The sequence below is a fragment of the Pseudomonas sp. Ag1 genome (assembly GCF_000278565.1).
Taxonomy (GTDB): Bacteria; Pseudomonadota; Gammaproteobacteria; order Pseudomonadales; family Pseudomonadaceae; genus Aquipseudomonas.
Window position 1 is genome coordinate 62,584 of sequence record NZ_AKVH01000105.1, and the last position, 25,073, is coordinate 87,656.

At 56.5% G+C, this 25,073-nt stretch carries 24 protein-coding genes and 1 pseudogene; 16 read left to right on the plus strand and 9 right to left on the minus strand.

The window, feature by feature from the left end; genetic code table 11:
- Positions 1-72 precede the first annotated feature (72 nt).
- Together A462_RS11105 and A462_RS34910 are read right to left on the minus strand one after the other, a co-directional pair.
- Positions 73-1,041 carry a DUF932 domain-containing protein gene (locus A462_RS11105; RefSeq protein ID WP_008436734.1) on the minus strand — a complete coding sequence of 323 codons (969 nt, stop codon included), beginning with the start codon at positions 1,039-1,041 and terminating at the stop codon, positions 73-75.
- 66 nt (positions 1,042-1,107) lie between these two features.
- The gene (locus A462_RS34910; protein ID WP_008436736.1) at positions 1,108-1,437 is read right to left on the minus strand and encodes a hypothetical protein; all 330 of its coding nucleotides are present in this window, start codon (positions 1,435-1,437) and stop codon (positions 1,108-1,110) included.
- 471 nt (positions 1,438-1,908) lie between these two features.
- On the opposite strand from A462_RS34910, the gene tnpA reads away from it, so the two are divergent.
- From tnpA to A462_RS11090, 5 genes and pseudogenes are all read left to right on the plus strand, one after another.
- Entirely contained in the window at positions 1,909-2,226 is a 318-nt protein-coding gene (tnpA, locus tag A462_RS33540; protein ID WP_008436738.1) for an IS66-like element accessory protein TnpA, read from the plus strand.
- The gene (tnpB, locus tag A462_RS34915; RefSeq protein WP_008436740.1) at positions 2,223-2,558 is read left to right on the plus strand and encodes an IS66 family insertion sequence element accessory protein TnpB; all 336 of its coding nucleotides are present in this window, start codon (positions 2,223-2,225) and stop codon (positions 2,556-2,558) included. The genes tnpA and tnpB overlap by 4 nt, the downstream gene beginning before the upstream one ends.
- A gap of 50 nt (positions 2,559-2,608) precedes the next feature.
- Positions 2,609-3,674 (plus strand): annotated as a pseudogene (locus tag A462_RS33545) (IS66 family transposase).
- A 222-nt stretch (positions 3,675-3,896) separates the two neighbouring features.
- Positions 3,897-4,349, plus strand: a complete 453-nt coding sequence (locus A462_RS11095; protein ID WP_008436747.1) for a MarR family winged helix-turn-helix transcriptional regulator — start codon at positions 3,897-3,899, stop codon at positions 4,347-4,349.
- Positions 4,346-5,161: an NAD-dependent epimerase/dehydratase family protein gene (locus A462_RS11090; RefSeq protein ID WP_008436748.1), complete on the plus strand. Its 816-nt coding sequence runs from the start codon at positions 4,346-4,348 to the stop codon at positions 5,159-5,161. The genes A462_RS11095 and A462_RS11090 overlap by 4 nt, the downstream gene beginning before the upstream one ends.
- Positions 5,162-5,685: 524 nt before the next feature.
- On the opposite strand, the gene A462_RS11085 is transcribed toward A462_RS11090, so the two are convergent.
- The gene (locus tag A462_RS11085; protein ID WP_008436749.1) at positions 5,686-6,627 is read right to left on the minus strand and encodes a LysR family transcriptional regulator; all 942 of its coding nucleotides are present in this window, start codon (positions 6,625-6,627) and stop codon (positions 5,686-5,688) included.
- 150 nt (positions 6,628-6,777) lie between these two features.
- On the opposite strand from A462_RS11085, the gene A462_RS11080 reads away from it, so the two are divergent.
- The 3 genes from A462_RS11080 (at position 6,778) to A462_RS11070 (ending at position 9,951) form a co-directional block, all read left to right on the plus strand.
- Positions 6,778-7,731 carry a D-2-hydroxyacid dehydrogenase family protein gene (locus A462_RS11080; protein WP_008436750.1) on the plus strand — a complete coding sequence of 318 codons (954 nt, stop codon included), beginning with the start codon at positions 6,778-6,780 and terminating at the stop codon, positions 7,729-7,731.
- A 143-nt stretch (positions 7,732-7,874) separates the two neighbouring features.
- On the plus strand, positions 7,875-9,068 hold the full coding sequence (locus tag A462_RS11075) for an MFS transporter (RefSeq protein WP_202948678.1): 1,194 nt from the start codon (positions 7,875-7,877) through the stop codon (positions 9,066-9,068).
- Between the two features lie 46 nt (positions 9,069-9,114).
- The gene (locus A462_RS11070; RefSeq protein ID WP_008436753.1) at positions 9,115-9,951 is read left to right on the plus strand and encodes an MBL fold metallo-hydrolase; all 837 of its coding nucleotides are present in this window, start codon (positions 9,115-9,117) and stop codon (positions 9,949-9,951) included.
- A 392-nt stretch (positions 9,952-10,343) separates the two neighbouring features.
- Here the strand turns inward: A462_RS11070 and A462_RS11065 are convergent, their stop codons facing one another.
- A complete protein-coding gene (locus A462_RS11065) occupies positions 10,344-10,994 on the minus strand; it encodes an SDR family NAD(P)-dependent oxidoreductase (protein WP_008436755.1) in 651 nt (216 codons plus the stop codon).
- A 76-nt stretch (positions 10,995-11,070) separates the two neighbouring features.
- On the opposite strand from A462_RS11065, the gene A462_RS11060 reads away from it, so the two are divergent.
- Positions 11,071-12,024 (plus strand): LysR family transcriptional regulator, encoded by a 954-nt coding sequence (locus tag A462_RS11060; protein ID WP_008436757.1) that lies wholly within the window; start codon positions 11,071-11,073, stop codon positions 12,022-12,024.
- A gap of 104 nt (positions 12,025-12,128) precedes the next feature.
- Here the strand turns inward: A462_RS11060 and A462_RS11055 are convergent, their stop codons facing one another.
- From A462_RS11055 to A462_RS0132555, 5 genes are all read right to left on the minus strand, one after another.
- Positions 12,129-13,184 carry an amidohydrolase family protein gene (locus A462_RS11055; RefSeq protein WP_008436759.1) on the minus strand — a complete coding sequence of 352 codons (1,056 nt, stop codon included), beginning with the start codon at positions 13,182-13,184 and terminating at the stop codon, positions 12,129-12,131.
- An 80-nt stretch (positions 13,185-13,264) separates the two neighbouring features.
- Positions 13,265-14,587, minus strand: coding sequence for an MFS transporter (locus A462_RS11050; protein WP_008436761.1), 1,323 nt, complete (start codon positions 14,585-14,587; stop codon positions 13,265-13,267).
- Between the two features lie 70 nt (positions 14,588-14,657).
- Positions 14,658-16,088 carry an NAD-dependent succinate-semialdehyde dehydrogenase gene (locus tag A462_RS11045; RefSeq protein WP_008436763.1) on the minus strand — a complete coding sequence of 477 codons (1,431 nt, stop codon included), beginning with the start codon at positions 16,086-16,088 and terminating at the stop codon, positions 14,658-14,660.
- A gap of 37 nt (positions 16,089-16,125) precedes the next feature.
- Positions 16,126-17,031, minus strand: coding sequence for an NAD(P)-dependent oxidoreductase (locus A462_RS11040; RefSeq protein WP_008436765.1), 906 nt, complete (start codon positions 17,029-17,031; stop codon positions 16,126-16,128).
- 194 nt (positions 17,032-17,225) lie between these two features.
- Positions 17,226-18,464, minus strand: a complete 1,239-nt coding sequence (locus A462_RS0132555; protein WP_008436766.1) for a LysR family transcriptional regulator — start codon at positions 18,462-18,464, stop codon at positions 17,226-17,228.
- Between A462_RS0132555 and A462_RS11035 the strand changes: the two genes are divergently transcribed.
- From A462_RS11035 to A462_RS11005, 7 genes are all read left to right on the plus strand, one after another.
- Positions 18,430-18,978, plus strand: a complete 549-nt coding sequence (locus A462_RS11035) for a carboxymuconolactone decarboxylase family protein (protein ID WP_032899541.1) — start codon at positions 18,430-18,432, stop codon at positions 18,976-18,978. The two genes, A462_RS0132555 and A462_RS11035, sit on opposite strands and share 35 nt — an antisense overlap.
- 3 nt (positions 18,979-18,981) lie before the next feature.
- Positions 18,982-19,782: an SDR family NAD(P)-dependent oxidoreductase gene (locus A462_RS11030; protein ID WP_008436768.1), complete on the plus strand. Its 801-nt coding sequence runs from the start codon at positions 18,982-18,984 to the stop codon at positions 19,780-19,782.
- Between the two features lie 577 nt (positions 19,783-20,359).
- Positions 20,360-21,202 (plus strand): MurR/RpiR family transcriptional regulator, encoded by an 843-nt coding sequence (locus tag A462_RS11025; RefSeq protein WP_008436769.1) that lies wholly within the window; start codon positions 20,360-20,362, stop codon positions 21,200-21,202.
- A gap of 259 nt (positions 21,203-21,461) precedes the next feature.
- A complete protein-coding gene (locus A462_RS11020; protein WP_008436770.1) occupies positions 21,462-22,493 on the plus strand; it encodes a TRAP transporter substrate-binding protein in 1,032 nt (343 codons plus the stop codon).
- Between the two features lie 26 nt (positions 22,494-22,519).
- On the plus strand, positions 22,520-23,089 hold the full coding sequence (locus tag A462_RS11015; protein WP_008436771.1) for a TRAP transporter small permease subunit: 570 nt from the start codon (positions 22,520-22,522) through the stop codon (positions 23,087-23,089).
- Entirely contained in the window at positions 23,086-24,390 is a 1,305-nt protein-coding gene (locus tag A462_RS11010; RefSeq protein ID WP_008436772.1) for a TRAP transporter large permease, read from the plus strand. Before A462_RS11015 ends, A462_RS11010 begins: the two co-directional genes overlap by 4 nt.
- Entirely contained in the window at positions 24,387-25,070 is a 684-nt protein-coding gene (locus A462_RS11005) for an aspartate/glutamate racemase family protein (RefSeq protein ID WP_008436773.1), read from the plus strand. The genes A462_RS11010 and A462_RS11005 overlap by 4 nt, the downstream gene beginning before the upstream one ends.
- Positions 25,071-25,073: the final 3 nt, after the last annotated feature.

Genomic DNA, 25,073 nt, shown 5'->3' on the forward strand with positions numbered 1-25,073 from the left:
AGGCTGATCAGGCGTTTAGGGAGTGGAAGAATAGAATGGGGAAGGGGTTGATGAGGACAGTGAAAACCAGGCCTAAGCTGCAAGTTGTAGCGCCGCCTCCAGCGCCCGTTGCTTGAGCTGTGCTCCTTGCCCGAACCAGGCAGAATCCATGCGGTACTCGATGCTTCTCGCACGGCGTTCGTGGTCGACGTACTCCGTCACGGCGTTGAGCAGGCCCCAGGCAGTTCCTTGAGCTGACTCCAGGGTTGATCCGCGGCCCTGACCTTCATACAGGCATTGCACCTTGCGTAGCGCCCGCTCGTTGGGAAGTACTGCCGGTAGTGGCGTGTTCGGATTGGCATCACACAGCACGTTCATGAAGAATCCCATGGCTTCATGCCACTGAACTTTGCGTTCAGACAGCATTCGCATCCGGTGCATGAAGTTGTCCCATTGCGAGACGGCGATACCGAGTTGCTTTTTCACCGCCTGTGGATCGAAGCGCGTGCTGTGCGGCACCTTGATCGCTTTGGCCGAACCGTCCAGCGCAATAGTCAACGTGTTATTGCAAACTACCCGCACAGTTGTAGGTGTGGCCGTGGTAGCCAAGGTACCGTCACAGGAGGTGGCCAGCAGGAGATAACCATTGACCTGATCGTTGCCTTTCAAGGTCGTACCTTGACCAGTGCGGGCCAGCGCCCAAAACTTGCGACCGCCTTTGAGTACGCCGGCCGTTTCCAGCTCGTAGCCCGATACTTCAGTGAGGTCCCGATAGAACTCCAAGACCTCGCGCGGCTGTACGACCTGGTAGCGCTGAGAAACCACGGACAACGGGGCCTTAGTATCGGAGCGGTAGAGAACCTTCTGGTCAGGGAAGGTGTGAATTGAGCCAAGTGCACCGATGCTATCGGATTTGAAATGCACCGGGCTGTCCTGGATCTTCCAGTCCATACCCGCGTCGCGCTGCCAGATTTCGATGGGTTGTTTAGGGGAAAGGCGACTACCCAGACCGTGCCAGGGAGTTGCGCCAACGTAAGCCATTTGTTCAATGAGATGAGCCATGGAAATAGGTCCTTTGACAAAAGGGGAGCCCCTGTTTGCATGAGAAACAGGGGCTGACTCGATGAGTTAGCGATTAGCGCTGAAGCTGTAACCGCACTCTAGGCATTGATAGTTATTCAGTACCTTGTCATCGATCTGTTCACCGAGCGTGGCCCCGGCGATACCGCCAGCGACCCCTCCAAATAACCCCCCTAAAATCGCCCCAGCGACGCTCCCGATTGCGATGCCTATTGGGCCTCCGGCGACACCTAAAACAGCTCCAGCTTCGGCGCCGGACAGAGCGCCAGCTGTACCACTGGCGGCGCCGCCTGCGGCACCGATCAAACCGCCTGCTTGTTTCCCAATATTTTTCGTGACGATGCGTCCAGAGTTACAACTTGGGCAAGGGCTATACATACGCAGATCCTCTCAAATGATGAGCGTGCTAAGCGAAGTGCAGGCACGCCAAAATCCCAACTGCAGTCGATACAGGTGGGCGTTCATAGAGGTGATATAGGTTTGAGATTCTTTTGAATGAGATTTCAGGAGGAAATGAGCTTACTCCCGAACCCGGATCGCGAACTCTCTCACTCTAGTGACCACTACAGTTCAATAAACTGTTCACGCAAAATCCTAGTGTTGCGGGCAGCCGCAGCATCCTATCTATAGTGCGTGAAGATAGTGAGCAACTGAGCCGATTCAAGCTCCCTAGTGTAATGCGCAAACTTGATCTTGCCAGCAAGCAGCCAGACTCTCATGCCACGAACGAGCAATGGTCGAACTGTAGTGTAAGCGTCCGGCCAAGTCACCTACCGAACTCCAGCATTAAGGGCGATGGTGTCCGCGTATTTTTAAGCGGACGCGATTGCCCTTATCGCCAGGATTTCCATGCGCCAACGAAGCTCTTATCCCAAACCATTCAAAGCCCAAGTCGTCCAGGAATGCCTGCAACCCGGAGCGACGATTTCCAGCGTAGCCATCCATCACGGCATCAATGCTAACGTGATCCGCAAGTGGCTACCGAGTTACCGGGATCAATCGCCTGCAACCTTGCCGGCTTTCGTTCCGGTAAAAAAGGTTCCAAGGCGAGCATCAGAAGAGATGGTGTTCATCTCGCTGCCTGTGGGTGATAAATCTATCACCGTAAAATGGCCAGCCTCGGATCCGGACGGCTGCGCGTGTTTCATTCGTGGCCTGGCCCAATGATTCGCGTCGATGCCATCTGGCTCGCCACCGAGCCCATGGACATGCGCGCCGGCACCGAGACGGCATTGGCCCGGGTGATCGCGGTGTTTGGTGCGGCGAAGCCGCACTGCGCCTATCTTTTTGCCAACCGGCGGGCCAACCGCATGAAAGTGCTGGTGCATGACGGCGTTGGTATTTGGCTGGCGGCGCGACGCTTGAACCAGGGCAAATTTCATTGGCCGGGCATCCATCGTAGGTCGGAGATCGAACTCGACCCCGAACAACTCCAGGCGCTGGTACTTGTATTACCTTGGCAACGAGTCGGTGCGGGCGGCGCAATTACATTGCTTTAAATGTTGCCTTTTAGCTGAAGCAGTCAGGCTGCTTTGGTAATGTCCACCCCATGACTTCCTTGCCCGATCTCGACCAAATGACCCACGAACAACTGCGCACACTGGCTGCGCAGTTGATGTCCAAGGTCGACACCCAAAGCAGAAAGATCCATCGTGATGAAACGATTATCGAGCAGCTCACTCACGAGACCGCCCTCCTTAAACGTCACAAGTTCGCCAAGCGCAGTGAGCAGATCAGCCCGGCGCAAGGCAGCTTGCTCGACGACCTGCTCAATACCGACCTCGAGGCCATCGAGGCGGAGTTAAAAGCCCTTCATCCAGCACCCGCACAGACAGAACCACGCCAGCAACCCAAGCGTGCGCCGCTGCCGCCACAGTTTCCTCGCACTGTGATCCATCACGAACCGGACGACACTCAGTGTGCTTGCGGCTGCCAGCTTCAGCGCATTGGTGAAGACGTCAGCGAAAAGCTGGACTACACACCGGGCGTGTTTACCGTCGAACAGCACGTTCGCGGGAAATGGGCCTGCCGGCAGTGCGAAACGCTGATCCAGGCGCCGGTGCCGCCGCAAGTAATCGAAAAAGGCATCCCCACTGCCGGCCTGCTGGCCCACGTGATGGTGGCCAAGTTCGCCGACCACTTGCCGCTCTATCGACAGGAAAAGATCTTCGGCCGTGCTCAACACTGGCGCAGTGGGTGGGTCAACCCGGCGTGCAGCTCCAGCCCCTGGTCGATGCGCTGCGCGAAGTGGTGCTGGCCCAGCGTGAACTTGTGCCCGAGGGCTCGGCTACGGCCAAGGCGCTGGATTACAGCCTCAAACGCTGGATAGCGCTGACGCGCTACCTGGCAGATGGTGCTGTGCCCATCGACAACAACCAGATCGAGAACTTGATCCGGCCGTGGGCGCTTGGGCGGCCTAACTGGTTGTTTGCGGGATCGCTGCACAGCGTCAAGCGGGCGGCCGCGATCATGAGCCTGATCCAGTCAGCGCGCATCAACGGGCATGATCCGTATGCTTATCTCAAGGATGTACTGACGCGGCTGCCGACACAGCGGGCCAACGAGATCAAGCGACTGCTGCCCATCAGTGGACGCCTGCCCGACCAGACAAGTGACTCCGGCGGAAGCTTGGGCGGTGTTGGTAGGGATTGCCGGACATTTTGAGCCTACCTCTGCGCCGCTCAGGGAACAGGAGCAGGCGCCCATGTGCCCCCCCAGCGGGTAGACGAGCCCAGAGCTTGCAGCACCAAGACTGTTTACCAGAAACAGCACATCCTCCTTGACATAGTACGCTACCGAACCATAATAGTCCGGTAGCGCACTATTATGGAGTCTACTTGAATTTCTCCCAACAGAATTCGGCCGGTGCCTGGGCAAAGAAATATCACCAGGCTGCGCGTTCGGTAATCGAAGCTACATTGAAGCCGTACGATCTCGGTTCAACGCAATGGTACGTATTGTGGCAGTTGATCAATGCCGGGCCGACGCCTCAGCGGGATTTTTTGGCGTATCTAAATATTGAAAAGACGACGCTCAGTGGCGTTACCTCCGCATTGGTACGCAAAGGACTCGTGGAGCAGGCAACCGACAGTAAAGACCAGCGCCAGAAGATTTTATCCATCACTCCGGCGGGACAAGCCTTGTGGCAAGTATTGCCTGATCCGATTGATCTCATCCTGAAAACCGCTTTCGAAGGAATTTCCAGCGATGACCTCGCGGTCGTTGTTCGAGTTCTTAGCACTGGCACAGAGCGCCTTAATGGCCTTATCAACAAAGGAGTTGAAAGATGAAAGTTCTCGTCACTGGCAGCACAGGCCTCGTTGGCAGTCGCCTATTACCCCGCCTTTCAGAATCAGTTTTCGAATGTCGTGTGTTAATTCGCCCAGGAAAGACAGCTCCAGATGGGGTCACCGTCTTCGAAGGAGATGTGCTAGATCAGAAATCACTGATCAAAGCTGTAGAGGGCGTTGACGCTATAGTACATCTAGCGGCGGTTCTACGGACACCTGATGCTTCCCAGATATGGAACGTCAACCTTGAGGGCACACGGAATCTGATCGCGGTTACGAAGCAGTTTGCGCCGAATGCTCGATTTATAATGGCAAGTACCGGCCTTGTTTATGCGGACAATAATCAACGCCCTTCCGGGGAAAGTGATAGCGTTAGCTCTGCGCGTGATTATCCAGCTAGTAAAATCGCTGCTGAAATCTTGCTCCGTGAAAGTGGGCTAACCTGGTCCATTCTGCGCTTCGGATTCGTCTACGGAGATAATGACGGCCATGTTGCGCAAATTCCGCACATCGCAAAGTTAATGGACTTGCACCCATCAAACCGCTTGAGCATGATCCACCACCGTGACATAGCTAATGTTGTGCATATGGGACTGAGTGGACGCTTGGATGAGGCCACAATCAATGTGATAGACGAGTCGCCTATGAGCGTTCTAGAACTAAGCAACATAGCCGGCTCCGCGATGGATACCGTTGATTCGCCGCTCGTGAAACCTTGGTTTGGAGTCATGGACGGTTCATTGGCCAGAAGCCTCGGCTTCAAGCCGGAGGTTTCTACGACCTGGCAAGCGGTTAGGGAGAACGCCATCTGACGCGCTTGTACAAGGACGGCCTACTGGTAATAACGGTTTGTCGCCATAGCGATGCAGAACGCGCGCTAGCCCAGTCGCTTTCAGCAAGAGGCGATGTCATGACTCAACGCGATGTCCGCGACTGACCGAGTTGTTGGCATTTCTGGACGACCTGAGACTTAAAGAATTTCGGTTAAGACTTACGTTGGCATAAGACTATCCTGATATTGAGGGTAATCGCGTTTGCCTAAAATAGGCGGACACCATCGACCTTAATTCCGGATTTCTGAAGGTGTGTTCGCTGGCCGCTTACTTTCAAACTTCATTTCTTAGCGTAGCGAGGCTTGTGGCCGAACTAATACCATCGCCGGATGGCAGGCGGCCATCAAAAAGCTTTCAGCAAGAGTTTATCGAGAAATTGCTCGTAAATTGCGATACGTTCAGGGCACCTCGGGTTAAGAAGTGGACTGCTGCCCGGAAAATGCAGCGATACGACTTCCTTTACTCGCGTCCAATTCCAGGCGTGACGATCAAATCAAAGATAGTCACACGACTGAATCCAGTATCGTGCGACTTGTTAATGTCTCTGATATGACCTCTTTAATAATATTCCGGAACCAAATGGAGCGGCCATCCATTTGATCAGTGCGCCTATACAACATCGAGATTTGTTCCATGGGTAACTCGAGGGGCGCGGCAGTGACCTCAAGGCCGTAAAGCGGCGCCATGCAATAAGCCGTGATCTCGGGAACAGTTGCAATCGCCGGTACCGAGAGCAATAGCGGCGCAATTGACGCGTGTCTCGAAACGCCTGCGACAATTTTGCGCTTGACCCCGGCAGCGCTAAGCACACTGTCCAAGTTTGTCGCGCCGTCGCCTTCCGACGACACGATGACATGCTGGGCCTTCGCGTAGCTTTTGATGCTCAATGGCGATGTCAAATTTAGCTGCCCAGGGTCATAAAGGCAGACAAGACGTTGTTGGAATAGCAACTCACATATATGCCACGAAGGTGGATTTTCGTGAACGGAAACGCTGAGGTCGTAAGCGCCATGCTCTAAAAGCTGAACCGAATCGCGCTTCGTCGAAGCCACTGCCAATACGCGCGAGTGCGGTGCGAGTTCGCGGATTCGAGCCGCGAGAGCGCCAAGTAGTGCTACCTCGAAGTTATCACACATGCCAATGCGGAATTCACCCTCCCATGTGGCGGGATCGAACACGCCTGGCGCCCGCACTGCTCGCTCGATGGTGGATAACGCCGTAGCAATTTCTGGTGCAATCGCGAGCGCCCTTGGCGTTGGTTGCAGACCCCGTCCAACTCGAACAAACAACTCATCATCCAATGCATTCCGCAGGCGTCGCAACGAACCGGAAAGACCGGGTTGACCAATAAATAGCCGGTCAGCCGCCTTACTCACACTTTTCTCCTCCATGAGCACGGAAAACACACGTAGAAGGTTTAGATCGAGGTTTCGAAGCGTTGTCATTTTCATCGCTCACAGAGATATATGCCATCGCGAGCAACAATTTGTCAGATATATATCGACCGGTCAATATCTCGAGTATCGAACCCAGGCACTGGTATTTGCCGTCGACTTGGGCGTGCTTGCAGACCAAATCGGATATAGGAATGTCACGTGATAAAAGTAGCAATTCTTGACGATTACCAAGGCGTCGCGCTGTCCATTACGAATTGGTCGGAAGTCGCAGCGAGGGCAGAGATCACAGTCTTTCAGGACCATTTGGCTGACGTCGATTTGCTTGTGCGGCGGCTGCTGCCGTTTGACGTGATCTGCGTAATGCGCGAGCGCACACCGTTAACGGCTGAGATCTTGAAGCGACTGCCTAATCTCAAATTCATCTGTTCAAACGCGGCACAAAACGCTTCGATCGATGTCGAGGCCGCCTTGCGTCAGGGTGTCCTTATCAGCGCGACAGGCGGTCGTTCGAATGGCGCACCGGAACTGACCTGGGCCTTGATTCTGGCTTCGGCGCGGCATTTATCCGCCGAGCTGGGCTCTGTCCGCTCAAACGGGTGGCAAACAGGCGTGGGAAACGATCTTCAAGGCAGCACACTCGGGCTACTTGGGCTGGGACGCGTGGGTTCGAGCGTGGCCGCCGTCGGCCGGGCATTTGGCATGAAGGTCATTGCGTGGAGTCAGAATCTGACCGCGTCAGCGGCAGAAGCAGCGGGTGTAACACTCGTAGACAAAACAACATTGCTGAAGGAATCGGATTGGCTTTCACTTCACCTGATTTTGTCAGAGCGAAGTAAAAACATCATCGGCACTGCGGAGCTTGCATTGATGAAATCAAGCGCCTGGCTGGTCAATACGTCGCGCGGTCCGCTGGTTGATGAAGCGGCTCTCATTGAAACACTTGCCAAGCGTGGGATCGCGGGTGCCGCGCTCGATGTATTCGATACCGAACCCTTACCGACCGGCCACCCGTTCCGGACGTTCGACAACGTGCTGTGCACGCCGCATCTCGGCTACGTCACTCAAGGCACTTACAAGGTCTTTTACGAAGATACCGTCTACAACCTGCTTGCATGGATGGACGGCTCTCCCATCCGTTTGATGTATCGATAAGTCCTGCCGGAAAACGAGTTTTTCTCGGCATTCCTGTCAGCAGCCGCGAGCGCTGTTAGCGCAAAAAATACAAACCCCTAACTTTTTCTTTGTCTGAGATTTTTCAGCAGGCAATGGCACCCCGCGGCCTGGAGGATCACGTTTTGAACGTCCCATTTATAGAGCTCAAGAAGGAAACTGAGGGTGTAGGCATGAGCCGGGGGCTGGTACTTCTGCTTGCCGCGGCGACCGGCTTGTCAGTAGGCACCCAGTATTACAATCAGCCTTTGCTTGGGTTGATTGCGGATGGCTTCGGGATCGGCACCAAGGTTAGTCTCGTCGCGATTGCGACACAGATTGGCTACGCGTTGGGCTTGATTCTGCTTGTGCCACTTGGCGACAAGCTAGATCGTCGCCGACTCATACTCTTTCAATGCGTTGGCCTCACGGTAGCGACGCTTTGCGCGAGCGCAGCGCCCGAACTGTATAGCCTTGCAATGGCGTCCATCATGATTGGGGTGTTCGCGACGATTGCCCAGCAAATCATCCCGCTCGCATCCGAACTATCTCCGGCGAGCAGCCGGGAACGAGTTCTCGCATCAATCACGAGCGCGTTGCTTGTTGGAGTGTTGCTGGCTCGGGTGATCAGCGGGTTCGTGGGTGCCTACTTTAGCTGGCGTGCGATGTTCCTCGTGGGCGCTGTGCTTTCCCTGATGATGCTGGCAGGGCTTGCGGTAAAACTTCCACCTAGTCAGCCGCAATCGCGCGCTTCCTACATTGAGTTGCTTGTTTCATTGTTTGAGGTCGTGCGCGATGGCGCTGAACTTCGAAAGGCTTCACTGGTGCAAAGCCTGGTGTTCTTCGGATTCAGTGCCTTCTGGACGATTCTCACGCTCTTGCTGCAAGGCCCGGAGTTTGGGCTGAGCAGCGGTACAGCGGGTCTCTTTGGCGTGGTGGCACTCGGCGGGGTGATGCTTGCACCACTGGGGTTGCGCCTTGCTGGTCAGTACGCAGGTCATGTCGGTATCGGCCTTGTCGTGGCGAGCTTTGTTGTAATGATCGCGTTCGTGAATCTGGTGGGACTTAGCGTCGGAGCCATTCTGATGACGACCGGTTTGCAGATGTCTCTTATCTACAACCAGTCGCGAATCCTCACACTCGCCGGCACCGCCCGAGGCCGCTTCAACACCATTTTCATGGCTTCCCAATTTGCCTTCGGCGCCATCGGTTCCGCTGCAGGCAGCATCGGCTGGCAGTCCGGCGGCTGGACTGCGGTGATGTCCATGGCCGTGATCGCTTCCGCAGCCGCGTTGCTCGTGCAGTTTACCCACCACTCAAAGGCCGGAGAGCAAGCGTAAAGGCGCTTGCGGCAAACCTACCCTGGTCAATCTGGAGAATAAAGAAATGATTGAAGAACACACTATTGGCGAATTCACACTAGTCACATTACTGGACGGAATTTTTCTATGCAGTACGGACATGATTAAAGCTGCGGCCTCGGAGGAAGGTGCGGCATTATTCAAAAGTGCAGGTCTCCCTGAATCGGGGCCGGTTCCTGAGCCGATCAACGCATTCCTTTTGAAGAAAAACGACGAGCTTTGGTTGATCGATGCGGGTTGTGGTCGCGAGTTGGGACCTCGCTTCGGAAAAGCATCGGCGGCGTTGCTATCTGCTGGCTATGCGCTTGACCAGATTCAAGGCGTCATTATTTCTCATATGCACGAGGACCATGTTGGCGGCCTTGTAAAAGAGGACGGCAGCGCGTTGTATCCCAACGCGACGCTCTTTCTGTCGCAAGAGGAGTTGGCGTTCTGGAGCGATCCGACCTCTCCTGAGAAACATCCCCAGATGGCGCAGGCGGGCCTGTTCAAATTGGCGGGCTCGGCATTGACAGCCTATGCGCCACGTATCAAGGCAGTTCCTGCCGCTGGACAAGTCATTTCTGGCGTCAGCTTGATCCCACTTCACGGGCATACGCCAGGGCACAGTGGAATCCAGATTGAGAGCGGTGGCCAGCGTGTACTTATCTGGGGAGATGTCATCCATTCGACACTCTTGCAGTTGCGCTATCCGCATTGGAGCATCGGTTTTGACATGAACCCGGTCCAGGCCCTCGACACGAGGCTACGGTTGCTGGAGCGGCTCGCGAATGAGGACATGCTGGTGACGGGGCCGCACGTGACTGGAATTGGACACATCCACACCTGCTGTACCGGTGGGTATGAATTGAAGTTGGTCTAAAGTTTCAGTTGTATGCGAAGTTTTCCATCACCGCCCTTAAGCTAAATACCTAGCCTGAGCGCGAGGTTCAGAAATAGCCTTGACCTGCTGCTCGGCTTAACCACATTTGTTGTGCAAAAATCAGCAATGTCTCCTGCGTCAGTATTCAATTTTCGGTGTTGGCGCTGATTTTTTATCAGCGCCAGCAACCTATGGCACAGGTGTACCGGCCAAGTGGCGGCCGGTCATTGGTTTACCTGCTGAGCTCTGTTACTCGCCGACTCCTTAGATTAGGCGGCATCCTTTGCTGCCATCATGCAAAGGTGGGAGACCTATAAGATGCCCGCAAGTGTTTTCGAGAATTCCTTTCATGGGTTTAGATACCCACGAATCAGACCAGTTGTTATTTTGGCTCACCAGCAGTGGTATGCCTCGCTCGTCCAACTGCCTGGCGCTTGACTGTGCAGCTGCCAGAAATGCTCGGCTGCATTTGCAGGAATCGTTGTCGTATGGTCTACGTGGCCCTCGACAGTCACCATGGCCAAGTGAATGTTTTGCGCGCGGCAAGGGGCATAAAGTGCTTGCACCAATGCCCGCAAGCCAGCTTTGCCGATGCTTAACGACAGGTATTCGGGGGATGGGTGATAGGCGAAGCCACCGCTGGTCAGCAGGATGGTACCGCCACCCCGCTTGGCCATGCCCGGGAGCACCGCTTGGATAGCGGCCAATGCACCTCCGATGTTCACCGCGAGGTCAGGCATGAAGGAATCGGTGGTCTGACTTGCAATGGTATCGGCGCGTAGTGCGGCGGCGTTGTAGTGGAGTACATCAATTCCAATGTTGTCGTCCATCTCGCGAACCAACTTCGACACGGCCTGGATATTCGATGCATCCAGCACTGCTGATTCAGCATTGAAAGTTTTATCTCGCAGCGCTTGAACCATCGCGCCGAGCGTACTATCGGTGCGGGCGGTTAATGTGGTCCGAAATCCTTCACGAGCGAAACGCTTGGCAGTCGCCAAACCGATGCCCTTGCCACAGCCAATACTCAGAAAATTTTTCATCGGGAACTCCATTGAGGGAGCAAGGAGTTTATCGATCGGTCATTTATCGATAATCAGCAGCGTCAGGAATTAACTCATGCAAAATCTGAAGCAACTGCTTGAAGTCTTGAATCTCGAAGAGATGGTGACCTTCCTGGCGGTGGTGGAAGCTAAAAGTTTCGTGGGGGCAAGCCTGTTGGTTTCCAAGAATCCAACCATCGTTTCCCGGCGCATTAGCCAGCTGGAAAAGCGCATGGGAGTGAGTCTGCTCACGCGCACAACACGCCGGGTCAACCTGACGGAGGTGGGTCGCAATTATTATCAGCGCATAAGAACTTTACTTGACGAACTGGCCAATGCAGGCGAAGAGGCGATGGATTATGCCGCCAGCCCACAGGGGCTGATCAGGGTCTCACTTCCCATGGCATTCGGGCATCGCTGCATCGCCCCGTTGCTGCCGGGTTTCCTCCAGCAATATCCAAAAATTCGTATCGAAGCGGAATACACCGACCACTACGTGGATGTCGTTTCGGGCGGTTTTGATGTCGCCATCCGGCTTAGCGCGTCACTGGCAGACAGCTCGCTGACCGCTCGAAAGATCGCTTCGTACAACACAGCGCTTTATGCATCGCCGCAGTACCTGGCACAGCATGATGCCATCAACACGCCCGAAGACCTGGCCGATCATAACTGTTTGGGATTCAGCAGCATCAGTACGTGGCCCAACTGGGTACTTAAGAATGGCGCGACTGAGTTGACGGTTCGGCCGATTGGCTCTTTGGTTTCTGGCAGTTCAGAGGCGCTTTTACCCGCAGCGCTCAATGGAATGGGGATTATCATGGTGGCAGATTGGTTGGTTGGCTCCGCAGTCCAGGAGGGCAGCCTCGTGCGAGTCTTGGAAGGATGGTTCGGCACTATCGATGGAGGGGTTTATGCCGTGATGCCGCCGGGTCGGCTTTTTCCCATCAAAACTCGCGTCTTTGTCGATGAGCTCGCACGAGCCCTGAACGGTGGAGACGGATACGTCTATCCCGCCAGAGAGTATCGGTAATCCTGATCTAATTATCTGAAATTCCTGATAAAAATCAGTACTGACGGTTAGTAAGGATCCAGAACTGTTGGTTTCTGCATGAAGGATTCTGCATGAAGCTGATATCAATCTTTGAGCGAGATTCGGTAAACCTGTGCAGCCGTGCCGGAAAACAAGCGTTCCTTTTCACTCTCGCTCGCCATCTGTGCGATTCGCTTGAACGCATTCCATACCGTGGCGTAATGCCCGGCAGCACGATCAACCGGAAAGTTACTTTCGAACATGCAGCGCTTAGCGCCAAAGGTTTCGATCACGAATTCAGCGGTTGGACGCCATAGCTCAGCGAGCAATTGCGAAGAGGGCTGTGTGAGGTAGTGCTCGAGCTGGTAGCCCGAGATAGCAATCGCATAGCCACCAATTTTCACGAACACGTTGGGGCATTCAGCGAGTTGCCTCATTGAACGTTGCCACTCGGCGAATACCTCGCGCCTGCGTTGTGCGTGGTCATACACGCCCAGAATGCCGCCCAAATGGTCGAGCACGATAGGCACCTCGGGAGCGGCCCTGGCGAGGTCTATCACCTCCTGAATCTGAGTGTGGTAGACCCATGCATCGAAGACCAATTCACGCTTGGCCAGTTGCTGGAAGCCGCGACGAAATCCAGGGTCGGCAAACAGCTGACGCTTAGGGCGTGGCAATACACCGAAGCGGAAAGCTTCGCTTCTTGCAGCAGCACACCGAATGCCTCGAAAACGCCCGTTGGCCGCTTCTTGATGCGCAATGAGGACTTCTTCGACTGCCTCCCCCAAGGTGAGGTCCGCATGGCCCACGATTGCAGCAGCGATCTCGGCAGGCGCGCCTTGGCTGAGGGCCTGTTCGGCGATTCGGGTGACGGCTTCCGTTTCACCGACAGGCTTCAATGCTTCTGGCCCGGTAGCACGGTAATTCCAGCCGCACTGAATGAATACGGTAGCCTCGACTCGGTGCCCCGCTTCAACGTCAGCGAGCTGCTCGTTCAGCCCATAGCCTGCCCAGTGGTCCGTGAAGTGGAAATGGGCATCGATGATGCGGCGCCCGGGATCCAGAATGGTTTCGACGCTGTTGGCATACCACTCGGGGTTCAAGCTCGGTGCCTTCAGTGTGGGCAGCAGGTCGTCTTGCGTGTGGGTAGAAGTCGGCATATTCGTGTCTGTCCTCGAAAAACGGCGAAGGCGTGAAGGTGTCCGCCGTCTCGCTCATCTGGTGGAAAGGCTTTTGACGGTTATTCGATCGCCAAGGGGCGTCCCGCTGTTTCCTTAATGCGCAGCAGCACCAGGAAAGAGATCAGTCCCGCGATGATCAAGATCCAAGCGGGAGAGGTCGGCGAACCGGTATACGTCATCAGCCAAGTGGCGATGTACGGCGCTGACCCGCCGGCTACGATCGCCGCGATGCTGATGCCCAGGTTGATGCCGCTGGTACGAACACTGGTGGGCAAGAGCTCGCAATATAGGGTGTAGTTGGTGGACAGGTAGGCGGCCTCAAACAGCCCAAGTACGACCTGCGACGCCACGGCTGCGCTGACCGATAGCTTCATTGCCAGAAACAGCGGATAGGTGAACACCATGAAGCACAGCGTTACGCCGATTAGCATCGGGCGCCGGCCTATCTTGTCGCTGAGCAATCCGAACGGGTAAATGGCCAGCACAGCGACAAGCATTGAAAGGCTGGAAGACCAACCGGCCATCTGGGCTGTCATGATGCCCTGCTTTTGAAAATAGGTGACTAAGTACGTAAAGGGCAGGTAGTAGCCTGCCATCGCGCACGAACCGATGCAGGCGATCGCCAACAGAGCACCGGGGTGGCGGCGCAGCAGGATCAGGGTAGGGGCTTTGTTGACCTTGTTTTGGCGCTCGAGCTGCACAAAATCCGGTGTTTCTTCCATTTTGTGCCGAATCATCAATGCGATGATGCCCATAGGCGCTGAGATCAGAAACGGTAGACGCCAGCCCCAGTCAAGCAACTGTTCCGGGGTCATCAGCAGGTTCAATAGCGCGACGGCGATTGCGCCGCCCATAGTTCCTATCAGGCAGCCGATCTGTGTGGTGCTGGTCAGTGCCGCCCGTCTAGCATCAGGCACCACCTCAGCGACATAGGTCACGGCGCCGCCCATTTCGCCGCCGGCAGCGATGCCTTGAATGCAACGCAGCAAGCACAGCAGCACAGGCGCGGCCACGCCGACTGACGCATAGGTGGGCAAAAGCCCGATACAGGCTGTGGCGCCCACCATGCCCACCACGGACACCAACAGCGCAGGCTTGCGACCGACTTTGTCGGCTAATGCTCCTAACAGGATCCCCCCTATAGGCCTTACCACGAAGGCAACACCGAACACCGCGAAGGTATACAGCAAGGCGAGCGGCTCATTCGCCGGGAAGAACAGTGCCGCCAAGGTGGTGGCCAGGAAGGCGTAAGCGGTGTAGTCGTAATACTCGATCAGCGTGCCGATCGCGCCGGCCCAAACAACCTTTCGGATCGAGCGAGTGGCGTGGGCTATGGGAGTGGCGGGCGTGTCCGCCAGGGCTGCGTTACCGATATTATTCATATTATTGTGCTCGCTACGGCAGGGAGAGAGCATGGCCTGAATGCGAACAGGCCGTGCGTGTTCAACGTGTTCAGCTGGCTTGGCTTTGCCGGACAGATTTGACCTTCAGGAACTCTCGCAATCCCTCGATACCGCCCTCAGAGCCCAGGCCGCTGTCTTTGTATCCGCCGAACGGGGTTTCAGGCAGAGACGCCAGCCACTCATTGATGCAGATCGCGCCACTCTGAAGCATTTGCGACAGCTTTGCCGCCGCACCGAGGTTGTTGGTGAACGCATACGCTGCGAGCCCGAACGGCAGACGATTGGCCTCGATAATCGCATCTTCCAGTTCGTCGAATGGGCTGACCATCGCCACAGGGCCGAATGGTTCTATGTTGGCAACGTCCGCATCCACCTGCGGCTCAATGATCACGGTCGGTTGGAAATAGTAGCCATCGCCAAGCAGACGCTCGCCGCCGGTGGCAATGCGCAATCCTCGTGAACGCGCATCCTCTATAAGGCGCTCGACCGCACTGCGACGACGTTCATTCTTCAAGGGGCCCATCTGGGTATCTGCCTCGAATGGGTTGCCCACTTTGAACGCACGCGCCGCGCGGGTGAACGCTTCCACGAACTCATCAAAAATGGGCCGTTGCACCAGGAAACGCGTAGGCGAAATGCAGACCTGCCCGGCATTGCGGAATTTGGCAGCGGCGGCACTCGCCGCGACGTTCGCGACATCCACGTCATCGCAAATGATCACCGGCGCGTGGCCACCCAGTTCCAGGGTAGTGCGCTTGAGCAACGCACCCGCTTTGCTGGCAATTTCTTTTCCTACCGCGGTTGCCCCTGTGAAACTGACCGACGCAATTTCGGGAGCGGTGCAGAGAATATCTGCGATCCGGGCCGGGTCACCGAACACCATATTGATCACGCCTGCCGGGATGCCGGCATCAGCGGTCGCTTGGGCAATCAGCAGTGCGACGCCGGGGGTTTCTTCCGAGGGCTTCACCACGACGGTGCAGCCAGCAGCGAGTGCACCCGCAATCTTGCGCGAAGGGGTGATGGCCGGCGCGTTCCATCCGGCAAAGGCGGCCACGACACCACAGGGCTCCAGCACGACGGTTTGGGTCACGCCGGGCGTGCGAGCCGGGATCACACGACCATAGAGCCTTCGGGCTTCTTCGGCGGACCATTCGAACATTTCTGCGGCCACCACGACTTCTTTCCTGGCCTCGCTGAAAGGCTTTCCGAGTTCGAGCGAGATGTGTTTCGCGATCTCGTCACCACGCTCGCGCATCAAGGCAGCACTGCGGCGAAGCATGTTCGAGCGCTCAAGCGCAGAGGTGTTGCGCCACGTTTTGAATGCATCGGTGGCCGCCGCGATGGCGCGTTGCACATCAGCGTCTGAAGCTTGCGGGTAGCTGCCTAGCACCTCACCGGTGGCTGGGTTGATGACGGTAATCGCAGCGTTTGCCGTACCGGTGCAGAACTCGCCGGCAATGTATTGGGAATAGTTCATGGCGTTTCTCGTCAGTTGTTGTAGTTGTTCGACTTGATCAGACGGGTAGGGGATTAATACGCAAGGGCTCAATGCCATTTGCAATTGCCCAGAATTCAGTCATCGACGACGTATCTTTACCGTCATACCCAGCGTTGCGCGCCAGCTGGAACATGCCGCGCACCAGATTTCCTACGGGAAGCGATACGCCCGAGGATTGCGCCGCTTGGCACGCCAGCGTCAGGTCTTTGAAGCCCAGCGCGATATCGAACCCGGGCGACAGATCACCGCTCAGCACTTTGGCAGGCCATTTTTCCTTCAGTTGCCCGTTCACCGCTGTGGTGCCGGTCAACAGGTCGTAGACCTTGCGGGTGTCGATCCCGAGGGCCTTAGAAAGGACCAGCGCTTCGGAATTCAATTGGCAGTAGGAGAGCACCATCAGGTTGTTGATGAGCTTCATGCGGGTGCCCGCACCGGCCTCGCCACAATGTTGGACCGTCGAGCCCATTTTGAGCAGCAGGGGTTCAAGGGCGTCATGATCGACCCCTGAGGCGCCGAGCATGAACAGTGACTCACCCTTGTCTGCGCTGGTTGCCAGCCGACCAACCGGCGCGTCGGCAAAACGCAGGCCACGTGCGGTGGCTGCGCGGTGAATCTCATCGACAGTATCGGTGTCGATGGTACTGAGCTCTACCAAAGTCGCGCCCTGGTTCATGGCCGCCAAGACACCGGCTTCGCCCAGAAGCACTTCCCGCGACTGCTTGGGGCCAGGGAGCATGGTAAACACCACATCGGCCTCACCCGCCAGGGCAGCCGTGTTAGCTGCGGTCTTAGCACCGCGCTCGACCAGCTTCGCGACAGGGTCAGCCTGAATGTCAAAAACCGTCAGATCGACGCCGTTTTTCAAGAGATTGGAAGCCAAGGCAAAGCCCATTCGGCCGAGGCCAATAAACCCGATTTTCACACTGTGTACCCCACATAACGTTGAACAGGCTGCGTATTGAAGTTGTTACTCCCGTGTTAAGCGTCGGATTTGTTCGGCAAACCCAAACGCTTTATGAAAATGTGGGGGAAGACGAAAACATTGGCAAAGACCGATTTTCTATGCCAAGCCATGCCCTGGCGGTATAGCTAGCATGGCAGCCATGTCGGGCAACCCTATTCAACCCTCTCGTCGTCAGGCGGTGACAGGGCCGGGACCGCCGGCTCACCGAGCCAAGTGGTGTAGCCGCACCAGGCACCTTCGGTGACCAGGTTGTGCATGCTGCGGGTGATGATCTCGGAGGCGGCCTGCACCAGTCGGGACGGTTGCTGCTCGCGTAGCGTCACGATGGAAACGACTGAGCGTATAGGAGGACGCTCGATAGCAATTGCGCGTATCTTGCCGCCGTCAATTTCGCCTTGCACGGCCGTTTGCGTAATGACGGCATAGCCATGCCCTGCGGCGACGAGCTCCTTGGTCAGACTGACGCTGTCAACTTCCAGCGCGACGTGCAGATGCGCCCCATGCTGGGCGGCAGCCTGCTCCAGTACCCGTCGGTCTGCGTGCGGAAAGGCGGGGGCGATCAGCGGCAATTCTGCGACGTCGCGAAAGGTCACGCTGTCGCCGCCAGGCCCGAGAAAACGTGCGTCGCTTGGGGCAGAAATGAGCACCATCGGCTCACTGTTCAACGGAGTGACGTGCAACGCATCCAGAGGTGGCTGGTTGTAGACCACGGCGATGTCCACCCGGCGGTCTAGCACCCACTCTTGTAGCGAACTGCTCAAGCCCTCGCGGATATGCAGCCCTACCGCCGGCCACTCATTCCTGAAGGCCTCGACGATGGCCGGGGCGACCCAGGTGCCTACGGCTGGTGGCAATCCCAGGGCCAGATGCCCGGTCAAGTTGTCCTTCGATGTCCGCACATGCTCGCCTGTCTGCGCCACCAGATTGACGATCATTTCTGCGCGTTCGAGCAGCGAGGCCCCGGCGCTGGTCAGACGGACCCCGCGGCCATGCCGCACAAACAGGCTGGCGCCGATTTCCTCTTCCAGTTTCGCCACTTGGCGACTCAGCGCAGGCTGGGCGATATGCAGGTCATTAGCGGCACGGCTAAAGCTTCCCAGCCGCGCGATATGAATGAATGACCGCAGTTCTCGTATATCGATGACCGTATCTCCCGACAGGATGGAATGTGCGAGCAATACCCAAGTGAACCCAATGTATGGCGTTCCTATGCCTCGGATAGAAGCGTCTGCAGCGAGGTATAACGTAAAAGTATAGGTTTCTATCCAAATAAGGTGTTTGTCAATGACGCCGATCCGAGCGATGTTGGTCGCCGATAAAAACAACACCGCCTCCGGGTGGGAAAGAGGTGCCTGAATGACCCGAGTGAATTCTTTGGATGTATCGGGCATGACACCCGATCAGCGCAACGTATACGACGCCATCTCGAATGGCCCCAGAGGGAGTGTTCGTGGCCCGCTAGCCGTGTGGCTCCACCGGCCCGAGCTGGCGCATACCGCGCAAGCGTTGGGCGCGTACTGCCGCTACAACACGTTGCTGGCTCCCAGGCTGTCAGAGCTGGCCATCCTGATCGTTGCCCGTTTCTGGTCATCGGAATATGAGTGGTATGCGCATAAGCCCATCGCCCTCAAATCCGGGGTTGCCGAGGCGACCGTAGAGGCCATCCGATGCCATTCAACGCCGACATTCGAACAGGCAGATGAGCGTGCTGTTTACGAGTTTGTCAGCGCGTTGCAATCGCTCAAGTACGTCCCTGCGACTCTGTATCGCGATACGTTCGCCTTGCTCGGACAGGAAACGGTGATCGACCTAGTCGGGCTGGTCGGCTACTACACGTTGATCTCGATGACCCTTAATGCCTTTGAAATTAATCCACCGTCCGTAAACAAAAAAGAACTTGAGTGATTTATGAATAATCGACTGGCAGGAAAAGTAGCGATCGTGACTGGCGCAGGTTGTGTGGCCAGCGGCTGGGGTAACGGCCGAGCCGTGGCCGTTCGCTTTGCAAAAGAAGGGGCGAAGGTGTTCGCTGTTGATCGTTCGATGGAAACCATGCAAGAGACCCTCGAACTCATCAAACAGGACCAGGGCGACGTCACTGCGATGACCTGCGATGTGACGTCAGGAAAATCAGTCGAAACCATGGTTGCACAGTGCGTGAAGCGCTATGGCCGCGTTGATATCCTGGTGAACAATGTCGGGGGGTCGGCGGCAGGTGGGCCCATCGCCATGGATGAAGAGACTTGGGATGCGCAGCTCGCATTGAACCTCAAGAGCGTGTTTCTTACGTGCAAGTATGTGCTGCCCATCATGGAGTCGCAGGGGGGAGGGGCGATCGTCAACACCTCATCGACCTCCGGGCTTCGCTGGAGTGGCGCGGCACAGGTGGCCTACGCGGCAGCCAAGGCGGGCATCATTCAACTGTCCAAAGTGGTAGCGGCCGAATATGCCAGCAAAGGGATACGCGTCAATACCGTTGTCCCCGGCCAACTGCACACCCCGATGGTCGGCGCCCGGCTGGCAGGGCAGCGTGCCGATGGTAACGTCGAGGCGCTTTTGAAGCAGCGACTTGCCCGAATTCCTTTGGGTTTCATGGGCGATGGTCGAGACACCGCAAACGCTGCGTTGTACTTGGCCTCTGAAGAAGCCCGGTTTGTGACGGGCGCCGAGATTGTTGTGGATGGTGGGATGACTATCCGATGCGATTAGCGGGGGCTTCGCAGAATGAAATCGCGCAGTTCATCGAAATTAGCGTTTTGTCGTCTATAGCTGGGCAGCGTTATGTATCAGATCGCACAGCATGATTCCAGCGGCGGCACCGATCTTGTCCGCTAGACTAGCCTCGGCAGCGATCTCCCGAGTTCCGTAGACCAGCTATTGTTCTTTGGATGCTGAGAGCTATAAAAACTGGTGTGAACGAGGATAAGCATCCAGATACAGGCAGATTTTCTATTGCAACATAGGCCTGTCAGCACGTGGGAGTTGCGTAATTCCCGTCAAAAGGTCAGGTTCTTTCAACCCAAACGGACCCACTCCTAGGGTATTGGTCGGCTCCTACAGATTTCACATCTCGCACCACCGCAGCCCTGGCCAATCAAGGCTCGACCTCAGTTGTTCCAGAGCCCTGATTTGAGGGCTCCATGGTGCGCGGATCAGCATTCGGAGGTCAGAACTCTCCTCGGCTTAGGCGGGTATAACTAGAAACCAGATTTATTCACAACACATTAAGTTGTGTTAAAACCGCAGGAACTGATCGTTAACCGTAGCCTCTCCAAAGCGAATTGTCATGTCACAAAAAGAAGCGTCCTTCCTGAGTCGTGTTCGTGAGTCATTGCCCAAGTTGCAGCCAGCCGAACGACGGTTGGGAGAGTTCGTCTGCGACTTTCCTGCCGAACTCGCAAGCTATTCCGCGTCGGAACTGGCAACGCTGGCACAAGTTTCCAATGCCACAGTCTCACGCTTCGTCAAGCGTTTGGGCTACGAAAATTATGAAGCCGCAAGGCGTCATGCCCGGGTCGAGAAACAAAGTGGCTCTCGCCTGTTTCTCACAGGCTCGGTAGACAGTGCATCGGTGCAGTCGGTCGAGGCCCATGTTGCCCAAGGCATTGCCAATGTCGAGGCCACGTTTTTAGGAATCAGTGAGGGCCAGATCAACGCCGTTGCGCAGGCGATGCTGGATGCTCGTAAAGTCTGGGTAATGGGCTTTCGCAGCAGCCATCCGTTCGCCAGTTATCTGCAATGGCAGATGACCCAAGTGATCGAAAACATCGTGGCACTACCGGGCGCAGGACAAACGCTGGGCGAAAGTCTTGTCAGCCTCACCGAGCAAGATGTGGTGGTAGTGTTTGGCCTGCGTCGCAGGGTCGCCAACATGGACACGATTCTGGAGCAGGTCCGAAAAAGCGGCGCCAGCCATTTGTACATTACTGACGAAGGCGTAGCCCCGATGGCCAGTGTGACCTGGCATTTTCGCTGCCAGACCTTGGCGCCAGGGCCGTTGTTCAATCACATGGCCGTCATGGGCGTTTGCCACCTGCTGGCGACTCGGGCGATAGAGTTGGCAGGTTCTGCCGGACGAGCCCGGCTTCGTGGTATTGAAACCCTGAATGACAACCTCGATGAACTTTGAAAGAAGTGCATGCGTTTATTCGGATCAATAACGATCAACCTTTGTGCAAATGTGGTTCAACGGGCACTGTTGAGGTGCATCTGTCCGGCACCTGTCTTTTTCGTTTTTTGCGCGGAAAAATCCTATCTATATGATTAATAACTGAAAATATATTTTCATGGCTAATGGCATGAAAAATGGATTTCATTTCCCGTACCCGAGCGGGCTGATGTGAATTGCCAGGTCCGCTTCCCGTTTCTCTCCCAAACAGGACACGCACATGGCGAATCGCATTTTACTGGGGCTGGCAGCTGCACTGCTGATCGGTTCAACTCAGGCTCAGCCTCTTCAACTCAAGGTGTTGGGGCAGCCCGCAGGGTCCGGGCTCATTCAACAGAAACAAGAGCAACCGTTCTTCAACACACTGGCCGCTGTGTCCGGTCTGGATGTCAATGTTCAGTATGTTCCGACCGATGTCGCCGGCATTCCTGACAGCGATGGCCTGCGCATTCTCAAATCCGGCCTGTTCAACATCGTCTCCATTCGCGGATCGCAGGCCAGCCGCGATGAGCCTTCGTTACTGGGTTTCGATCTGGTGGGCCTGAATACCTCGTTCGAGTCTGGGCGGGTCAACACCCAGGCGTTTTTTGATTTTGTCGATGCGCGACTGCAAAAGAAATTCAACGCCAAACTCCTGGGCGTCTGGCCTGCCGGTCCACAGCTGATTTTCTGCAAACCGCAAATTGCCGGCCTGTCGGACCTCAAAGGCCTGAAGGTCAGAGTTGGTGATCAGAGCGCAGCCAAGTTCATGAGTGCGCTGGGCGCAACGGGCGTACCCATGCCGTTTGGTGAAGTACAACAGGCGCTGGCGATGGGGGTTGTGGACTGCGCGATTACCGGCCCGGCATCGGCGAACTCCGCCGGCTGGCCAGAGGCAACCACCACTGTGCTGCCCATCGCTCTGCAACTGGCTGTCAATGGCTACGCGATCAACCTCAAGACCTGGAATGCTATGAGTACCGAGCAGCAGGCAATGTTGCAGAAAGCCTTCGACCAGCTCGACAGCAATATCTGGGACTACTCGCAATCGCTCTACGACGATGCGATGCGCTGCAACAGCGGCGAGCAGCCCTGCACACAGGGCAAATCATACAAACTCAAGACCCTGCCGGTTTCCGCCGCTGACGAGGCGACAGTAGCCGCCGCGGTGGAGAGGACCTCGCTGCCGGCCTGGGCCGAACAGTGCAACACCGTAGACCCTGAATGCGAGAAGACATGGCGTGCCACCGTTGGTGCAAGACAGGCTAATTGATTACGTGATCCCGGAGATCCCCCCTCATGAAGCACTACGCACGCCTGTCCGGCATCGTCTTTGGCGTACTGATGCTATTGCTCGCCCTGGCAGTCACGGCCGAAACCCTGCTACGCAAGTTCTTCTCGGTCTCGCTCGGCGGGATGGATGAGTTGGGCGGCTACGCGATGGCCGTCTGCGCCCCGCTGGCGTTCACCGTTGCCTTGATCGAGCGCGCGCACATTCGTATCAACCTGTTCCAGGTACGCATGAGCCCCAGAGCTCAGGCGCTGACCAACGCCCTTTCGGCCGTGTCCCTGGGCATGCTGTCGGCCTATCTGTTTTATTTCACCTGGACCACGCTGCTAGAAACCCGGTCCTACCACTCCACCGCACAGACACCGTGGGCGACGCCTCTGGTCTATCCGCAGTCGGTATGGCTGGCTGCCATGGGGGTCTTCGCCGTGGCAGCGATCATCCTCGGTGGACAAGCCCTACGGTTGGCATTACGCGCGGACTGGGCGGCATTGAACTCGCATTTCGGCGCTGACACGCTCACTGAAGAGCTTGAGACCGAACTGAGTGATCTGGCCAAGCGAGAGGTGAAACTGTCGTGAGTATCGCTCTGGTAGGGATCGGTTTTGTCTTGATGTTGCTGCTGATGTTTTTAAGCCTTCCAGTGGCGGTGTCGATCATTACCGTAGGCGCTGTCGGAGGGTATGCACTCTACGGTGCTCCGATGGTGGAGATGATGGGCGGGGTACTGTGGAACAACCTCAACAATCCATCGATGCTGGCGATTCCACTGTTCATGATGCTCGGTGAGTTGCTCCTGCGCGGCGGCATGGCCGACCGGATGTATGAGGCGCTGGCGGTGTGGATGGGGCGGCTGCCAGGTGGACTGTTGCACGCCAATATTGCCAGCTGCGCACTGTTCTCTGCCACCTCAGGCTCCTCCGTAGCGACAGCCGCTACCGTGGGCACTATTGCGTTGCCCGCACTGGCGGCGCGTAATTATCCAGTGCGACCGTCGCTGGGGTCACTGGCTGCTGGCGGAACGTTGGGAATTCTCATTCCACCGAGCGTGAACATGCTGGTCTATGGGTCGCTGGCGAATGTCTCGGTCGGTCAGCTCTTCATGGCCGGCGTGATACCCGGTCTACTGCTCTCGCTTTCATTTTCGCTGTATATCTTCGTGGCTCACAGCAAGGCTGGCACCCATGCACCCAAGGCGGCGACGATACCGCTGAGTGTCAAGATCGGCATGCTCAAGCACCTGATCGCGCCAGTCATCATCTTTGGTGTGGTCATGGGCAGTATCTACGGTGGATTGGCGACGCCCACCGAGTCCGCTGCGCTGGGTTTGACCATCGCGATGTTGCTTGTGGCGATCAACGGCAAGCTGAGCGTGGAGCTGCTGATCAACTGCTCCATGCAAGCCGCGCGGACTACGGGAATGGTCATCATCGTCCTGATCTGCGCCTTGATGCTCAACGTCACCATGGCCATGGTCGGTGTGGCACAGACTGTCACCGAATGGGTCGCGGCACTGGGGCTGAATCAACTGACGCTGCTGCTGTTGCTGATCATTTTCTATCTGGTGCTCGGTATGTTCATGGACGCCATGTCGATGCTGGTGCTCACGGTGCCGATTGCAGTTCCGATGGTGGTGGCTGTAGGTGTCGACCCGATCTGGTTCGGTATTTTTATCGTACTGATGTGCGAGATCGCCCTGATTCATCCGCCACTGGGCATGAATCTGTTTGTCGTGCATGGGGTAAGAAAGGACGGAGGCAGTTTCAATGACGTCATCATGGGTTCGTTGCCCTACGTGTTCGTGATGATCGGCTTCACCTTGCTGACCATGACGTTCCCCGGGATTGTCACTGGGCTCCCCCATCTGATGGCGGGGCAATGATCATGCGCTCTGTAAACATCAAACGCCGCATCCTGGTGATTAACCCCAACAGCAACCCGGCCGTCAGCGAGGGCATTCGCCTGGCTGGCGCCACGGTGACAATGGCCGACACTGAACTTGTGGTGGTCAACCCGTCGCGGGGTCCCCTTTCCATTGAAAGTCCCGAGCAACGCGAACAGGCGATTGCGCCCTTGCTGGACCTTGCACAACGCTACCGTGGTGACGACTTCGATGCCTATGTGCTGGCCTGCTACGACGACATCGCCCTGACCGATCTACGGCATTTACTTGGCAAACCGGTGGTCGGCGCTTTCGAGGCCAGCATCGCTGCGGCGCGCTCGGTGACATCCAGGTTTTGCATCGTTACCACGGTGGACTCAGCGTTACCGACGATCAACGGCCTGCTGCGTGAGTACGGCGCTCAGGACAGTGGTCAGGTCATGGCCGCTGGGATCGGAGTTGCCGAAGCGGCTGGCGGGGGGGCATCTGCTGAAATCAAACTGATCAAAACCATCGCGGCGGCCATTGAACAAGGCGCCGAGGCCATCGTTCTGGGTTCGGGTGGTTTGATTGGCCGGGCTCCGGCCTTGGCGAATGTGTTCAACACCCCGGTCATCGATTCGGTGCTGTCGGCGATCACGATTGCAGAAGGACTGGCGCGATTGCGTATACGCGACTGAACG

Bases quoted from the DNA above. Each gene is read 5' to 3' on its own strand.
- A462_RS11105 (WP_008436734.1), bottom strand. From the start codon at position 1,041: ATGGCTCATCTCATTGAACAAATGGCTTACGTTGGCGCAACTCCCTGG.
- A462_RS34910 (WP_008436736.1), bottom strand. From the start codon at position 1,437: ATGTATAGCCCTTGCCCAAGTTGTAACTCTGGACGCATCGTCACGAAA.
- tnpA (WP_008436738.1), top strand. From the start codon at position 1,909: ATGCGCCAACGAAGCTCTTATCCCAAACCATTCAAAGCCCAAGTCGTC.
- tnpB (WP_008436740.1), top strand. From the start codon at position 2,223: ATGATTCGCGTCGATGCCATCTGGCTCGCCACCGAGCCCATGGACATG.
- A462_RS11090 (WP_008436748.1), top strand. From the start codon at position 4,346: ATGAAAGTTCTCGTCACTGGCAGCACAGGCCTCGTTGGCAGTCGCCTA.
- A462_RS11085 (WP_008436749.1), bottom strand. From the start codon at position 6,627: ATGACAACGCTTCGAAACCTCGATCTAAACCTTCTACGTGTGTTTTCC.
- A462_RS11070 (WP_008436753.1), top strand. From the start codon at position 9,115: ATGATTGAAGAACACACTATTGGCGAATTCACACTAGTCACATTACTG.
- A462_RS11065 (WP_008436755.1), bottom strand. From the start codon at position 10,994: ATGAAAAATTTTCTGAGTATTGGCTGTGGCAAGGGCATCGGTTTGGCG.
- A462_RS11060 (WP_008436757.1), top strand. From the start codon at position 11,071: ATGCAAAATCTGAAGCAACTGCTTGAAGTCTTGAATCTCGAAGAGATG.
- A462_RS11055 (WP_008436759.1), bottom strand. From the start codon at position 13,184: ATGCCGACTTCTACCCACACGCAAGACGACCTGCTGCCCACACTGAAG.
- A462_RS11050 (WP_008436761.1), bottom strand. From the start codon at position 14,587: ATGAATAATATCGGTAACGCAGCCCTGGCGGACACGCCCGCCACTCCC.
- A462_RS11045 (WP_008436763.1), bottom strand. From the start codon at position 16,088: ATGAACTATTCCCAATACATTGCCGGCGAGTTCTGCACCGGTACGGCA.
- A462_RS11035 (WP_032899541.1), top strand. From the start codon at position 18,430: ATGACCCGAGTGAATTCTTTGGATGTATCGGGCATGACACCCGATCAG.
- A462_RS0132555 (WP_008436766.1), bottom strand. From the start codon at position 18,464: ATGCCCGATACATCCAAAGAATTCACTCGGGTCATTCAGGCACCTCTT.
- A462_RS11030 (WP_008436768.1), top strand. From the start codon at position 18,982: ATGAATAATCGACTGGCAGGAAAAGTAGCGATCGTGACTGGCGCAGGT.
- A462_RS11025 (WP_008436769.1), top strand. From the start codon at position 20,360: ATGTCACAAAAAGAAGCGTCCTTCCTGAGTCGTGTTCGTGAGTCATTG.
- A462_RS11020 (WP_008436770.1), top strand. From the start codon at position 21,462: ATGGCGAATCGCATTTTACTGGGGCTGGCAGCTGCACTGCTGATCGGT.
- A462_RS11015 (WP_008436771.1), top strand. From the start codon at position 22,520: ATGAAGCACTACGCACGCCTGTCCGGCATCGTCTTTGGCGTACTGATG.
- A462_RS11005 (WP_008436773.1), top strand. From the start codon at position 24,387: ATGATCATGCGCTCTGTAAACATCAAACGCCGCATCCTGGTGATTAAC.